Here is a 13,812-nt window from a genome sequence, read left to right on the forward strand (position 1 = left end):
CCATGCTGATCGACGTCATCACCCAGGCCCTGCGCGCCCACGGCGACGCCCCCGCCGTCGCCGACCGCCGCTCGGCGCTCGGCTACCGGGAGCTGGACGAGACGAGCGGCCAACTGGCGCTCGCCGTAAGGGAACTGCTGCCCGGGCGGGACCGGCCGCGCGTCGGCATCCAGGCCGGCAACTCCGTCGCGTACGTGGTGACGTATCTGGCCGCCCTCAAGGCCGGATGCGTACCGTTCCTCATCGACCGGGCCGCGGGCCCGCAGGAGACCCGCGTCATCCAGGAGGACTGCGGGCTCGATCTGCTGGTCCACGAGGAGAGCACGCCGGTCCCGGAGCACGGCACCCCGTGCGGCACCCTCGGACCCCTGCACGCCACCCGCTTCCCGGCCCGCGGCGACCGCCCCGCCCTGCACGACGAGACGGAGGTCTGCCGCTTCACCTCCGGATCCACCGGCCGCCCCAACTGCATCGAGTTCCGTGGCGGTGCCGTGCACCGCGCCGCCGCCAACTGGGCCGACGGCACCGGACTCCGCGACGACGACAGCATCCTGTGCTTCGCCTCGCTGTCCAACGGCCTCGCCTTCAACACCTCCCTGCTGTCGGCGTTCCTCGTCGGGGCACGGCTGCACCTGGGCAGCGGACTGCCCACGGCCGGCGCGGTCTCGCGGATGCTGCGCGGCAGCGCCGCCACCCGCCTGGTCGGCTTCCCCGCGCTCTACGAATCCTTGGTGCGGCGCCCGCTGTCTCCCGAGGCGCTGCCCGATCTGCGGATGGCGATCTCCTCGGCGGCGCCGCTCGGCCCGGACACCAAGCAGCGGTTCGTGCACAGCACCGGCGTACCGCTGCAGAACTACTTCGGCATCGCCGAGGCCGGACCACTCACCTTCGCCACCGACCCGCTGACCGACCCCGGCCTCGGCCAGCCGCTTCCCGGCGTCGAACTGCGGGCCGGCAGCGCCGAAGAACCCGGCGTCGTCGAGGTCAGGAGCCAGTCCATGGGCACCCGCTACCTCAACGCCCCCGGAGTGCTGGAGAGCCGTATCGGCGCGGACGGCTTCTACCGCACGAGCGACACGGGCCACCTGTCCGGCACGAGCCTCGTACTGACCGGCCGCACCAGCCAGGTCATCAACGTCGGCGGCCGCAAGATCGACGCGGTCGAGGTCGCCGAAGCCCTCGCCGGGGCGCCGGGAGTGCGGGACGCGATCGTCCTGGAAATCCCCGACCGGCACGGGAGCGCCGCACTCGCCGCGGTCCTCGCCGCCGCCCCCGGCCTGGACCCGGCCGTGCCGCGCCGGCACCTGGCCGAACGCCTGGCCCCGTACAAGATCCCCAGCCTCGTACGCATCGTGCCGCAGATCCCCCGCAGTTCCAGCGGCAAGCCCGCCACCGCGGCCCTGCGCCGCATGTTCGACGACACCGAGGACATCCAGTGACCACGCTCAAGGAGAACGCAGCCATGCCGGCCTCCCCGGACGACATCCGTTCGCGCATCGTGCGCATCGTGCTCAGCTCGGCAGAGGGCGACCTGACCGAGCGGGACCTGGCGGCCGCGAACTGGTCGCTGCCCGAGGTGAGTTACTCGTCGCTCGCCTACATACGCATGATCGACACGGTCGAGAACGAACTCGGGGTCTACCTCGACCCCGAGGAGGAGAACGAGCGCTTCCAGACCATCGACAGCCTCGTCGAACTGATCGGTCAGCACCTTCGGGAGTCGGCCGATGCCTGAACCCGCCATCGGCGTCTTCGGGGCGGGCCGCCTCGGCCGGGCGATCCACCGGACGGCCACGGCGGAAGGGGCCGTTGTCCACCTCTACGACGCGCGGCGCCCCGACCAGTGGGACGCCGCGCCGGTGCCCGACGTCCTCGTCGACTGCTCCGCGCCCGCCGCCGTCGCCCAGGCCGTCGCCCTCAGCGCCCGCCTGGGAGTGCCCCTCGTCGAGTGCGTCTCCGGCCTCGACGAGGAACGGCTCCGGCTGCTCGACGCACACGCGGCCGGCACCCCGGTCGTCCTCGCCCCCAACCTGTCGCTCGGCAACTACCTCCAGACCCGCGCCCTGCGGCACATCGCGGAAGTGGTCGCCACCATGGAACGGGCCGGCATCACCGGAGCCGTACCGGAGGCCGCCGTCCTGGAACGCCACCCCGCCACCAAGGCACACCGGCCCAGCACCACGGCCACCCGCCTCGCCCAGGAGTGGCTGCGGCACACCGGCAGCTCCGCCGCCGACGTCGCCTCGCTGCGCAGCGGCCCGGCCGTCAGCGACCACGAGATCCGGCTCGCATGGCCCGAACAGGCACTGACCATCGGCCACCAGGTCCACTCCCTCGACGCGGCCGCGTCCGGCGCCATCGGCGCCGCGGGCTGGAGCGTGGGCCGCGCCCCCGGCACCTATCCGATCCACGAGGTGTTCGACGACATGCTCGCCACCATGGGCGGCGCGGTGACCGACCGGCAGGAGGACCCACGATGACACCGGCCGCAGCCGCCGCGGAGGACCGCCGCACCCTGCCCCGCGTACCCGCCCGGCTGGCCGGGCAGATCGCCGCGGGAGCCCGCATGCTCTCCCTCGACGGGCACGACGACTTCAACCAGGGCCAGATATCGGCCCGGATGCCCAACTCCGACACCTTCTTCATCAAGAACGCCCTGTGCGGCTTCGACGAGGCGACCCCCGACCAGGTGGTGGCCGCGTCCATCCACGCGGACGCCCCCGTCGACCCGCTCGCCCCGCCCGAACTCCCGCTGCACCAGGCGATCTACCGGGCCCGCCCGGACGTCAACGGCATCGTCCACAGCCACGCCCCGCACACCCTGGTCTTCGGCGCCACGGACCTGGAGCTGCGGCCCCTCTCGCACGACGGCGCGCACTTCACCGGCGCCCTCGGCCTGTTCACCCGGACCAGCAACACGGTGCTCGACCAGGAGACCGGCGACGCCATCGCCGAGTCGCTCGGCGACGCCGAGGGCGTCCTGCTGCGCAACCACGGCGGGGTGATCGTCGGCAAGAGCGTGCGGCACGCCGCGGTCTTCGCACAGGTCCTGGAGCGCGCCTGCCGCCTGCAACTGCTGGCGGAACAGAGCGGCACCCCCTACACCTGGGCCTCCGAGGCGGACGTCGCCCTCAAACGGGACTTCATCTACGCGGACCTCTCCGTGCGCTCCTACTGGGACTACGCCGTCCGACGCGTCCGCGGCGTCTGGCCCGAAGCCGCCTCATGGTGACCGCGGGCCCGCGCCACGACATCCTCGTGGCCTGCGCGCCGGCCACCGCCGCGGCACGCCACGCGCACCTGCTCAGCGCGGAGGAGGCGCTCCGGGCGCAGGCCTTCGCGCCGGGCAGGGCCCGGGAGTTCACCGCGGGCCGGGCCCTGCTGCGCTGGGCACTGGAGCGCAGCCTGGGCAGCTGGACGCGGGCCTGCCGGATAGGCCGCACCGACCGGGGCAAACCCGTCCTCGACGACCTGCCGTCCACGGGCGTCAGCGTCTCCCACAGCGGCGGTACGGTCGCCGTCGCCGTCGCCGTGGGCCGCGCCGTGGGCATCGACATCCAGGGGCCGGTACCGCCCACCACCGGCCTGCTGAACCGCTGTTGCTCGGCGGAACAGCGGCGCGAGCTGGCCGTGCTCCCGCCCGAGCGGCAGGCGGCGGTGCTGGCCCGGCGCTGGACGATCCACGAGGCGTGCGCCAAGGCCACCGGGACGGGGCTGACGCGCAGGCCCGAGACCTGCCCCGGAGCGCTGCTGGCGGACGCCGGGAGCTGGCGGGGCCTGCGGTGGCGGGTGCTGCAGCACCTCCCCGCGACCGCCCTGGCCGTCGCCTTCGACCAGCCGCACCGCCCGGCCGCGGTCCGCCTCGCCCTGATGGCCCCGGAAGCCGGGCCCCACCACCTCACCTCCGCCCCCGCACCAGAGAGAAGAGCGGTGTCACGATGACCAGCCCTCCGTACGCCGAAGCCCTCTCGCCGGGCAGGACAGGGACGCAGGACGAAGAGGTCCGCGATCTGGTGGCGCTGGCCGTACAGCTGGCGGAGAAGGAACTCGCCCCGAACGCCGACGACTTCGAGGCCCGCGCGCGGTTCCCGCGGGAGATCCTGCGGACCCTCGGCCGCGCCGGGCTGCTCAGCCTGCCGTACCCCACGCGGTACGGCGGCGGCGGGCAGAGCCAGGAGGTCTACCTCACCGTGCTGGAGATCCTGGCCAAGCGGTGGCTGGGCGTCGCACAGTCCGTCAACATCCACGTCCTGTCCTGCTACCCGCTGGCCGCCTACGGCACCGAGCGCCAACGTGAGCGGTGGCTGCCCGGCATGCTCGGCGGCGAACAACTGGGCGCCAACTGCATATCGGAGGCCGAGGCGGGCTCCGACATCGCGGCCATCGCCTGCACGGCACGCCAGGCCGCCGAGGAAGGCCCCTACACGGTCGACGGCACCAAGGCATGGACCAGCCACGCCGGGCAGGCCGACCACTACAACGTCTTCTGCCGCACCGGAGGGCCCGGCATCCGGGGCCTTTCCGTGCTCCTCGCCGACGCCGGGACGCCGGGCCTGCATGTCCAGCGGCTCGAGAAGAAGATGGGGGTGCGCTCGTCGCCCACCGCGGCCGTCGCGTTCGACGGGGCCCAGATCCCGGCCGAGCGGCTGATCGGCCGCCCGGGCAAGGGGTTCCTCATCGCGACCGGCCTCTTCGACCGGGGCCGCCTGGCCATCGCCGCCTGCGCGGTGGGCCTGGCCTCCGCCGCCCTGGACCACGCCGTCGCCTACACCAAGACCCGGCGGCAGTTCGGCCGTCCCGTGGCGGACTTCCAGGGCCTCGCCTTCATGCTCGCCGACATGTCCACGCAGGTCGACGCCGCCCGCGCCCTGGTGCGCGAAGCGGCCCGCACGCTGGACTCCGGCGCGAGCGCCTCGGCCGTGACCGCCGCGGCGGCCCGCGCCAAGCTCTTCGCCACCGAGACCGCCATGCGCGTCACCACGGACGCCGTACAGGCCCTGGGCGCCTACGGATACGTCCAGGATCACCCGGTCGAACGCTGGATGCGCGAGGCGAAGCTGCTCCAGATCATCGAGGGTACCAACCAGATCCAACGCGTTGTCATCGCCCGCTCGCTTTAGAGCCGTTGAGCAGCCGTAGAGCAGCCGTAGAGCTGCCGCAGAGCAGCCGTAGAGCAGCTGTGAGCAGCCGTAGAGCCATAGACCCGTAGAGCCGTAGAGCCATAGACCCGCAGACAGGAGCAGCGTGTCGGTCCAGAAGTCCACCGGGACGACCGAGAGCACGGAAGCCGTCGACGTAGTCATCATCGGCAGCGGTCCGACGGGCGCGACCTACGCCCACCAGATCCACCAGGCGCACCCCTCGGCCGGCGTGCTGGTGGTCGAGGCGGGACCCGCCCTGACGGATCCGCCGGGACTGCACCTGACCGCCGTCGCCGACGCCGATGAGCACGACCGCGCCCGGGTCGCCGCCCAAGGGCCGTTCCAGCACCCGTACGGCATCGCCACGGCGTCGGCCATCGCGCACAACCAGTCCCGCGAGGAGCGGGGGCGGGCCCTCGTCACCAGGCCGGGCATGTTCCCCGTCGGATCGGGGGACTTGACCGGCGACGGGCTGCCCGCGGCACAGCAGTCCTGCAACGTGGGCGGCATGGGGGCGCTCTGGTTCGGGGCGTCCCCCCGGCCCGGCGACGCCGAGCGCATCGACTGCGTGGACCCGGAGGGGCTCGACGAGGCGTACGCGATCGCCGAGCGGCTTCTCCAGGTGTCCGGCACCCAGTTCTCCGACTCGGCCTTCGCCGCCCATCTCGAACGCGTCCTGGGCGAGGAGCTCGACGAGGGGCGGGCGCAGGACCGGAGGGTGCGGGCCATGCCCATGGCCGCCGTACGCACCGGGAACCAGGTGCGGCGCAGCGGCACGGACGTGATCCTGCGGGAGCTGCCGACGGGACCCGGCGCGGGCGTCGAACTGCGCGCGGACACGCTGTGCGAGAAGGTGCTCGTGGAGGACGGGCGGGCCGTCGGAGTACGGCTGCGCGACCGGGCCACCGGAGCCGTCCACGTTGTGCGCGCCGACTACGTCGTCGTCGCGGCCGACCCGCTGCGCACCCCGCAGCTGCTCTTCGCCTCCGGCGTACGCCCCCAGGCCCTGGGCCGCTACCTCAACGAGCACCCGCAGGTCTCGGTCATCGCCGAGGTCCACGGCTTCGGCGGCGCCGAGGGCGGCGACGGTGGGGAGGGCGGTTCAGGCGGCGAAGGCGGCTCGGGCGGTTCAGGGGCGAGCGAGGCTCCGAGCGGGGTGACCTGGATCCCTTACGAGGGCGAGAGATATCCGTTCCACTGCATGCTCACCCGGATCGACCCCGCCACGGTCGCGCAGAGCGCCGACAGCGGCCGGGCGGGCAGACCGCTGGTCTCGGTGCACCTGTTCACCTCGCAGGAGCCACGGGCCGACAACCGGCTGGAGTTCAGCGACACCGAACGCGACTGGATCGGCATGCCCGCGATGACGATCCACCACACCCTCGACGACGGGGACCGCGCGACGCTCGCCGAGGCCGAGGCCGAGGCGCTGCGCCTGAGCAAGGTCCTCGGCCGCCCCGCCGACGGCGAGACCCCCTGGATCCTCCCGTCGGGCAGCTCCCTGCACTACCAGGGGACCGTGCGCATGGGCGCCGTCGACGACGGCACCAGCGTCTGCGATCCCAGCAGCCGGGTGTGGGGGGTCGACAACCTCTACGTCGCGGGAAACGGCGTCATACCGACGCGGACGGCCTGCAACCCCACCCTCACCAGCGTCGCGCTCTCCGTCCTGGGGGCGCGCGACATCGCGCGCCGCATCCGGCTGCGGCCCGGCACGGCCGACGCGGCACAGGCACCAGAGGCACGAACCACACGGGCCCAGGCACCAAGGGCACAGGCGGCACGGACAACACGGGCATCGGAGACACGGATGCGGGACGAAGGGGACCACGCGTGATCCACACTCAGCTGGGCCGCACCGGTCTGCGCGTCAGCAGGCTGGCCCTCGGCACCGTCAACTTCGGCGGCCGGGTGGAGGAACCGGAGGCGCACCGCCTCATGGACCATGCCCTGGAGCGGGGCATCAACCTGATCGACACCGCCAACACCTACGGGTGGCGGGTCCACAAGGGCCACACGGAGGAGGTCATCGGCCGCTGGCTCGACAAGGGCCCGGCCCGCCGCGACCAGGTCGTCCTGGCCACCAAGGTGGGCGACCCGATGGGCGAGGGCCTGAACGACCGTGGCCTGTCGGCCCGCAACATCGTCGCGGCCTGCGAGGCGTCGCTCAAACGTCTGGGCACGGACTGGATCGATGTCTACCAGATGCACCACATCGACCGGTCCGTGGCCTGGGACGAGGTCTGGCAGGCGATGGACCTCCTGGTCACCCAGGGCAAGGTGCGCTATGTCGGCTCGTCCAACTTCGCGGGCTGGGACATCGCCTCCGCCCAGGCGGCCGCACAGCGCAGGAACACCCTGGGCCTGGTCTCGGAGCAGTGCGTCTACAACCTCGTCACCCGCTATCCGGAGCTCGAGGTCATGCCCGCGGCCCAGGCGCACGGACTGGGCCTGCTGGTCTGGTCACCGCTGCACGGCGGCCTGCTCGGCGGCGTGCTCCGCAAGAAGCGGGCCGGCTCCGCCGTCAAGTCGGCGCAGGGCCGTGCGGCGGCGGCCCTGGACGTGCACCACGCCACCATCGAGTCCTACGAGAACCTCTGCGCCGAGCACGGCCTCGACCCGGCGGTCGTCGGCATGGCCTGGACGCTGGCGCGCCCGGGTGTGACGGCCGCGGTGATCGGGCCGCGCACGGAGCAGCACATCGAGGGCGCACTCGAAGCGCTGGAGTGCGACCTGCCCGAGTCCCTGCTGACCCGGCTCGACGCGCTCTTCCCGCCGGTCGGCCGCGGTGGCCCCGCCCCCGACTGCTGGCTGACCTGAACTCGCCTGACCTGCCCCGTACTTGACCCGACCCGACCCGACCCGACCCGACCCGACCCGAACTTGAACTGACCCAACCTGACCTGACCAGACCGGGCCAGACCTGAACTGACCTGACCAGACCTGAACTGGGCTGAAAGGAATCCACCCATGGCCGAGAACAGCTACACGGACCCGCGGATCGTCCCGCACGAGTCGGCGCAGGACCGCGAGGCGCGCGAGCGGCTGACCAAGCTGCTCGTCGAGTCCCCGATCCCGCCGGAGTACCTGATCGACAACCTGTCGGTCTACATGCGAAGGCACCAACTGGCCGACCTGCTGTCCATGGACGCGCTCTACCGCATGCTGCCCGAAGTCCCCGGCACCATCATGGAGTTCGGCGTGCTCCACGGCCGCCACCTGGCCACCATGACGGCGCTGCGCAGCATCTACGAGCCGTACAACTCGCTGCGTCGCATCGTCGGCTTCGACACCTTCACCGGCTTCCCCGACGACATCAAGGACGTCGACAAGGTCAGCACCAGTGCCGTCCCGGGACGTTTCGCGACGCCCGACGGCGAGGTCGACCACCTGCGCGAGGTCCTTGCCGCCCACGAGGCCACCGAGCCCTTCGGACACACCCAGCGCTCCTTCGTCGTCCAGGGCGACGTACGCGAGACCGTGCCGCGGTATCTGGAGGAGAACCCGGAGACGATCATCGCCATGGCCTACTTCGACCTGGACCTCTACCAGCCGACGAAGGAGCTCCTCCAGGCGATAAAGCCGCACCTCACCAAGGGCAGCATCCTCGCCTTCGACGAGCTGACCCACCCCAAGTGGCCCGGCGAGACGACAGCCCTGCGGGAGGTCTTCGGCCTCGACCACGCCCCCCTGCGTCAGCTCCCCGGCCGCGAGCCGCCGGTCATCTACATGAAGTGGGGCGAGTGACGGGAGACGGGAAGCAGGCCGGCGCGACAGAGGGGTGTCCCCCTGTCGCGCCACCGGTTGCCGCGATCGGCGCGTCCGCGGTCGGCGAATCCGGGACCGGCGCCGCTAGGCGGTTGTGGAGCGGGGCCACTGCCGGAGCACCGAGTGCACCGCTGCGACGGTCTTGCGCCAGGACGCGTCGAGGTCGCGCGGATGCCCGAACCCGCCGACCGCCTCGATGTTGATGAAGCCGTGGAACGTGCTGCGCATGAAGCGCACCGCGTCGGTCAGATCGGGCTCCTTGAGGTCGTAGGCGCGCAGCACCGCGTACGTCAGCTCGATGTTGAGGAGGAAGCCCTTGGCGTCGGCGATCTGCTCCAGGTCCATCCGCATCTGTGTCGCCGCGTACCGGCCCGGACAGCGCAGGGCGAAGTCGCGGTAGGCGTCGGCGAAGGCCGCCAGCGCGTCCTCGGCCGAACGGCCGGCGATGGCGGCGGCGAGTTCGGCGCCCATCTCCTCGGCTGCCAGCAGTGCCACCCGCGTCCGTACGTCCTGGAGGTTCTTGACGTGCGAGTACAGGCTGGCGTCCTTGACGCCGAAGCTGCGGGCGAGCGCCGAGAGGGTGACCGCTTCGAAGCCGCGCTCGTCGGCCAGGGCGGCAGCGGCCTGGATGATTTTGTCGACGGTCAGGCCCGCGCGCGTCTTCATCCACTCTCCTATTGTGTGTAGCTTGCTCCCTTGGACAATAAGGCATGTGCCGCTAGGCGTTAGCCATCCGTCCAACTTTTGTGATGCCGGTCACCCACGCTGGTGAGGCCGGTTTTCCACAGACAGCGGGTTGTCCACAGGTGCTGATGCCGATCGGCACCCCGGCGGTACCTTCAATGCCAGGCGAGGCCCACAGGGGCCGCCTGGACGTTGGGGGTGGGTCATGGCGGAGTTCAAAGGTGCACGGCTGCCGCACGTGAAGGGGTTCGGGCAGTGGTCTTCGCAGGCCTCGCAGCCGTCCCGGACCTCGCCGAAGCAGGAGGGCAAGGCGCTGCGTCGACGCGTCTGCCGCGCTTCGCACGAGCGGTTCACCGTGGACGACGGCCGCCCCGACCCGGTCGAGGCCGTGGAGGAGTCCAACCGCACCAGGCTCCCCGAGCTCACGCCGATCCGGATGGGCAGGATGGCCGCGTCGCCCTTCGCCTTCCTGCGCGGAGCCGCGGGGCTGATGGCGTACGACCTCGCGCGGACCCCCGTGACGGGGATAGGCGCCCAGATATGCGGCGACGCACACGCGGCGAACTTCGGCCTGTACGCGGACGCGCGGGGCGGTCTGGTCATGGACCTGAACGACTTCGACGAGACTGCGCACGGACCCTGGGAGTGGGACGTGAAGCGCCTCGCGGCCTCCCTCGTGCTCGCCGGGCGTGAGGCGGGTGCGAGCGAGGACGTCTGCAGGGAAGCGGCGTTCGACGCGGTGGGCGCCTACCGCCGCACGATGCGGCTGCTCGCGAAGCTCCCGGCACTCGACGCGTGGAACGCCATCGCGGACGAGGAGCTGGTCTCGCACACGGACGCCCGGGACCTGCTCGGCACCCTGGAAAGCGTCTCCGAGAAGGCCCGGCACAACACGAGCGCCCGGTTCGCCGCCAAGTCGACCGAGCGGGTCCGGGACGAGGCCGGCCACGAGGGGCGGCGCTTCGTCGACGCCCCACCGGTGCTGCGGCGAATACCGGACGCGGAGGCGGCCGAGGTCGCCTCCGCCCTCGGGGAGTACGTGGGCACGCTGTCCGAGGACCGGCTGCCGCTCGTCGCGCGGTACGCGATCCAGGACGTGGCGTTCCGCGTCGTGGGCACGGGCAGCGTCGGCCTGCGGTCCTACGTCGTGCTGCTGCTCGACCACCGGGGCGAGCCACTGGTGCTCCAGGTCAAGGAGGCACGGCCGTCCGCACTGCTCCCGCATCTGCCCACGGCGGGCTTCGCGGTGCCGCGGGTCGCGCACGAGGGGCACCGGGTCGTGCTCGGGCAGAAGCGGATGCAGGTGGTCAGCGACTTCCTGCTGGGGTGGACGACGGTCGCCGGGAGGGCCTTCCAGGTACGGCAGTTCAGGAACCGCAAGGGCAGCGTGGACCCGGCGGCTCTGGCCGCCGACCAGATCGACGACTACGGCCGGATGACCGGCGCCCTGCTGGCCCGCGCGCACGCCCACAGCGCCGACCCGCGGCTCATCGCGGGGTACGCCGGCAAGAACGACGAGCTGGACACGGCGATGGCGGCCTTCGCGGTGGCGTACGCGAACCGGACCGAGGCGGACCACACGGAGCTGGTGCGTGCGGTGAAGGAGGGGCGGGTGGCGGCGGAGGCGGGGGTGTGAGGGGGCGGGGGGGAGGAGGGGAGGGAGGGGGGAGGGGCCCCCGGAGCTGTGCGGCGAGGGCGTGGCGGGGCCGGGCGGTCCGGGACGCCGCTCGGTCGGGGCGGTGGCGCGGTGGCCTAGGCTGGACGGGTGACGACCCCGGAAGCCGAGCCGACGCAGCCCCAGACGCCCGATCCCGATCCCGTGACCGTTGGTCACGAAGCTCCTGGCGGGGCGGCGGGGCAGGGCGGCGCCGCGCGGCCCGAGGACCGGCTGGAGAAGGCGGTCCGGGCGGCCGAGCAGGCGCTGATCGAGTACGAGATCGCCGTCGAGACGTTCCGGGTCGAGGTGGAGAACTTCTCCCGGCTGCACCATCAGAAGCTCGGCCCGATGTACGCCCGGCTCGACGAGCTGGACGCGGAGATCGCCGAGGCCCTGGCGGCCCGCAGCGGTGACCCGGAGGACCGGCGCAAGGCGGACGAGGCACGGGCGCGGGTCATGCCGATGCCGGGTGTCGAGGAGCTGTTCCACGGCTGGATGGACGGCGAGGGCCTCTACCCGGAGGCCGCCGCGATGCTGACCGATCAGTCGGTGCGGCCGCCGCAGCGGGTGCGGCCCAGCGACGAGGCCCGCAAGCTCTACCGCGAGCTCGTCCGCAAGTCCCACCCGGACCTGGCCCAGGAGGACGAGGAGCGCGGCCGCCGCGAGGAGTTCATCACGCGGGTGAACGCCGCGTACGCCCGTGGGGACGAGCCCCTGCTGCGTGAGCTGTCCGCGGAGTGGGCCGCTGGTCCCGTGGCCGAGCAGCGGTGGCCGAACAAGAGCGAGGAGCTCTACGCCCGCCTCGAGTGGCTCGCCCAGCGCAAGGAGCTGCTCACCGTGGTCGCCCGTGAGCTGGAGGAGGGTGCGATCGGCGCGATGCTGCGGATGGCGCCGGACGATCCGGACCAGTTGCTTGAGGAGATCGCCGAGCAGCTGCTCGCGCAGGTCACCGAGCGCGAGGCGGAGCTTGCGAGGCTGACGGCCTAGGCCGTCGGGTAGCGTCGGGGGCATGGCTTTCGGATCACAGGTGCCCACGGTCGGTATCGGCGAACTCGCACCCGACGACTTTCTCCTCGACGTGCGCGAGGACGAGGAATGGCAGGCGGGCCACGCCGCCGGCGCGCTGCACATCCCGATGAGCGAGTTCGTCTCGCGCTACGGCGAGTTGACGGAGGCCGCTCCGCAGGACGGCAAGGTCAATGTCATCTGCCGGGTCGGCGGGCGTTCGGCGCAGGTGGCGATGTACCTCGTCCAGCAGGGCATCGACGCGGTGAACGTCGAGGGCGGCATGCAGAGCTGGGAGGCCGCGGGCCGGCCCGTCGTCGACGACAAGGGCCAGCCGGGCACCGTGATCTAGTCCTCGGGTCTCCTCGGCAGCGGTTTCAGCCGAGCGGGTGGGCCGCGAGCAGGTCGCCCAGTGCTTCCTCGTGCGCCGCCGCCGGGCCGAGGGACAGCTCTAGCTGTTTGGCCCACGCGTGGTACCGGTGCAGGGGGTAGTCGGTGTCGGATCCGAAGCCGCCGTGCAGATGCTGGGCTGTCTGCACCACCCTGCGTACGCCGTCCGACGCCCAGATCTTGGCGACGGCCACGTCTCCCGCGGCGGGCAGGGCGCCGCTCGCGCCGGTGCTGATGCGCCAGGCAGCCTGCCAGAGGGTGACCTCCATCGCGCGCAGGTCGATGTAACGGTCGGCTGCCTGTACGGCCACGGCCTGGAAGGTGGCGACGGGGAAGCCGAACTGCTCGCGCTTGCTGGTGTATTCGCTGGTCATGCTCAGTACGCCCTCGCCGAGGCCGAGCGCGAGGGCGCAGGTCCCGGTGGCGAGCAGATCGCGCAGCCAGTCCCAGGCCCCGCCAGCCTCGATGACGTCGGCGCCGTCGATCCGTACGGATTCCAGGTTCAGCTCGGCGAGGCGCTCGCCGCTCGTGGACACCTGATCGGCGAGCGTGAGGCCTTCGTATACGCGGGGGATGAGGGCGAGGAGGGACCGGCCGGCTGATGTGTGGGCGGGCACCACGATGAAGTCGGCGTTCTGCGCCCAGGGCACGGCTGTCTGGGTGCCGTCGAGCAGCCAGCCGTCGCCGTCCTGCCGTGCGGTGACGGCGAGTTCGGCGGGGTCGTGGCCGCTGCGGCCGTTCGCCGCGACGGTCAGGACGAGCTCTCCGCGAGCGGCCTTCGGCAGGATCCGCTGCTTCAACTCCGCGCTGCCGTACGTCTGCACGGCGTAAGCGGCGGCGCTGCTTTCCAGGAGCGGGACCCGGGCGAGCCGTTTCGCCGACTCGCGCAGGACCAGGCACAGGGCGATGGCGTCCAGGCCCGCGCCGCCGTGCCCGGGGTCGAGGAGCAGGCTCAGGAGGTCGGCTTCGGCGAGCTTGGCCCACAGTGCGCGGTCGAAGTCCTCGGCGACGGCGCCCGGCACGAGGGCGGGGCTCGGTACTCCGTCGGGTGCGACGGAGGCGAAGAGTGCCTTCGCCGCCTCGACGGCCGCCTGCTGTTCCTCGGTGAAGGTGAAGTCCACTGCTTGTCCTCCCGTGCACCGGCCCGACGGCTCTGTCTCCACTGCG

The 13,812-nt window shown here is 72.2% G+C and carries 14 protein-coding genes; 12 read left to right on the top strand and 2 right to left on the bottom strand.

The genetic code is table 11. The features are described 5' to 3' along the window. The first annotated feature begins 2 nt into the window (after positions 1–2). The 9 genes from ACZ6ZP_RS20260 (at position 3) to ACZ6ZP_RS20300 (ending at position 8,888) form a co-directional block, all read left to right on the top strand. Positions 3–1,439, top strand: coding sequence for a class I adenylate-forming enzyme family protein (locus ACZ6ZP_RS20260; RefSeq protein ID WP_469407757.1), 1,437 nt, complete (start codon positions 3–5; stop codon positions 1,437–1,439). 23 nt (positions 1,440–1,462) lie between these two features. Beyond that, entirely contained in the window at positions 1,463–1,735 is a 273-nt protein-coding gene (locus tag ACZ6ZP_RS20265) for a hypothetical protein (RefSeq protein ID WP_351168998.1), read from the top strand. Then, positions 1,728–2,480 (top strand): dihydrodipicolinate reductase C-terminal domain-containing protein, encoded by a 753-nt coding sequence (locus ACZ6ZP_RS20270; protein WP_469407758.1) that lies wholly within the window; start codon positions 1,728–1,730, stop codon positions 2,478–2,480. Before ACZ6ZP_RS20265 ends, ACZ6ZP_RS20270 begins: the two co-directional genes overlap by 8 nt. After that, entirely contained in the window at positions 2,477–3,232 is a 756-nt protein-coding gene (locus tag ACZ6ZP_RS20275; protein ID WP_351168992.1) for a class II aldolase/adducin family protein, read from the top strand. Before ACZ6ZP_RS20270 ends, ACZ6ZP_RS20275 begins: the two co-directional genes overlap by 4 nt. After that, on the top strand, positions 3,226–3,942 hold the full coding sequence (locus tag ACZ6ZP_RS20280; RefSeq protein WP_469407760.1) for a 4'-phosphopantetheinyl transferase family protein: 717 nt from the start codon (positions 3,226–3,228) through the stop codon (positions 3,940–3,942). Before ACZ6ZP_RS20275 ends, ACZ6ZP_RS20280 begins: the two co-directional genes overlap by 7 nt. Next, positions 3,939–5,120: an acyl-CoA dehydrogenase family protein gene (locus ACZ6ZP_RS20285; protein WP_469407761.1), complete on the top strand. Its 1,182-nt coding sequence runs from the start codon at positions 3,939–3,941 to the stop codon at positions 5,118–5,120. The genes ACZ6ZP_RS20280 and ACZ6ZP_RS20285 overlap by 4 nt, the downstream gene beginning before the upstream one ends. A 124-nt stretch (positions 5,121–5,244) precedes the next feature. Beyond that, complete coding sequence (locus ACZ6ZP_RS20290) at positions 5,245–6,978, top strand: GMC oxidoreductase (RefSeq protein WP_469407762.1); 1,734 nt, start codon at positions 5,245–5,247, stop codon at positions 6,976–6,978. Beyond that, complete coding sequence (locus tag ACZ6ZP_RS20295; RefSeq protein WP_351168980.1) at positions 6,975–7,961, top strand: aldo/keto reductase; 987 nt, start codon at positions 6,975–6,977, stop codon at positions 7,959–7,961. Before ACZ6ZP_RS20290 ends, ACZ6ZP_RS20295 begins: the two co-directional genes overlap by 4 nt. Positions 7,962–8,111: 150 nt before the next feature. Then, on the top strand, positions 8,112–8,888 hold the full coding sequence (locus ACZ6ZP_RS20300; protein ID WP_469407763.1) for a class I SAM-dependent methyltransferase: 777 nt from the start codon (positions 8,112–8,114) through the stop codon (positions 8,886–8,888). Between the two features lie 105 nt (positions 8,889–8,993). Here ACZ6ZP_RS20300 and ACZ6ZP_RS20305 read toward each other — a convergent pair whose 3' ends face one another. Beyond that, the gene (locus ACZ6ZP_RS20305) at positions 8,994–9,575 is read right to left on the bottom strand and encodes a TetR/AcrR family transcriptional regulator (protein WP_351168974.1); all 582 of its coding nucleotides are present in this window, start codon (positions 9,573–9,575) and stop codon (positions 8,994–8,996) included. Between the two features lie 223 nt (positions 9,576–9,798). Here ACZ6ZP_RS20305 and ACZ6ZP_RS20310 point away from each other — a divergent pair, with 223 nt between their 5' ends. From ACZ6ZP_RS20310 to ACZ6ZP_RS20320, 3 genes are all read left to right on the top strand, one after another. Then, a complete protein-coding gene (locus ACZ6ZP_RS20310; protein WP_469407764.1) occupies positions 9,799–11,229 on the top strand; it encodes a DUF2252 domain-containing protein in 1,431 nt (476 codons plus the stop codon). A gap of 183 nt (positions 11,230–11,412) precedes the next feature. Next, positions 11,413–12,237 (top strand): hypothetical protein, encoded by an 825-nt coding sequence (locus ACZ6ZP_RS20315; protein WP_469407954.1) that lies wholly within the window; start codon positions 11,413–11,415, stop codon positions 12,235–12,237. A 22-nt stretch (positions 12,238–12,259) separates the two neighbouring features. Next, positions 12,260–12,607 (top strand): rhodanese-like domain-containing protein, encoded by a 348-nt coding sequence (locus tag ACZ6ZP_RS20320; RefSeq protein ID WP_469407765.1) that lies wholly within the window; start codon positions 12,260–12,262, stop codon positions 12,605–12,607. A 25-nt stretch (positions 12,608–12,632) separates the two neighbouring features. Here ACZ6ZP_RS20320 and ACZ6ZP_RS20325 read toward each other — a convergent pair whose 3' ends face one another. Then, positions 12,633–13,766: an acyl-CoA dehydrogenase family protein gene (locus ACZ6ZP_RS20325; RefSeq protein ID WP_469407767.1), complete on the bottom strand. Its 1,134-nt coding sequence runs from the start codon at positions 13,764–13,766 to the stop codon at positions 12,633–12,635. Positions 13,767–13,812: the final 46 nt, after the last annotated feature.

This window comes from Streptomyces sp. NPDC054047 (assembly GCF_055585065.1).

Excerpts from the sequence above, each read along its gene's own strand:
- ACZ6ZP_RS20260 (WP_469407757.1), top strand. The coding sequence starts at position 3 with ATGCTGATCGACGTCATCACCCAGGCCCTGCGCGCCCACGGCGACGCC.
- ACZ6ZP_RS20265 (WP_351168998.1), top strand. The coding sequence starts at position 1,463 with ATGCCGGCCTCCCCGGACGACATCCGTTCGCGCATCGTGCGCATCGTG.
- ACZ6ZP_RS20270 (WP_469407758.1), top strand. The coding sequence starts at position 1,728 with ATGCCTGAACCCGCCATCGGCGTCTTCGGGGCGGGCCGCCTCGGCCGG.
- ACZ6ZP_RS20275 (WP_351168992.1), top strand. The coding sequence starts at position 2,477 with ATGACACCGGCCGCAGCCGCCGCGGAGGACCGCCGCACCCTGCCCCGC.
- ACZ6ZP_RS20280 (WP_469407760.1), top strand. The coding sequence starts at position 3,226 with ATGGTGACCGCGGGCCCGCGCCACGACATCCTCGTGGCCTGCGCGCCG.
- ACZ6ZP_RS20285 (WP_469407761.1), top strand. The coding sequence starts at position 3,939 with ATGACCAGCCCTCCGTACGCCGAAGCCCTCTCGCCGGGCAGGACAGGG.
- ACZ6ZP_RS20300 (WP_469407763.1), top strand. The coding sequence starts at position 8,112 with ATGGCCGAGAACAGCTACACGGACCCGCGGATCGTCCCGCACGAGTCG.
- ACZ6ZP_RS20305 (WP_351168974.1), bottom strand. The coding sequence starts at position 9,575 with ATGAAGACGCGCGCGGGCCTGACCGTCGACAAAATCATCCAGGCCGCT.
- ACZ6ZP_RS20310 (WP_469407764.1), top strand. The coding sequence starts at position 9,799 with ATGGCGGAGTTCAAAGGTGCACGGCTGCCGCACGTGAAGGGGTTCGGG.
- ACZ6ZP_RS20320 (WP_469407765.1), top strand. The coding sequence starts at position 12,260 with ATGGCTTTCGGATCACAGGTGCCCACGGTCGGTATCGGCGAACTCGCA.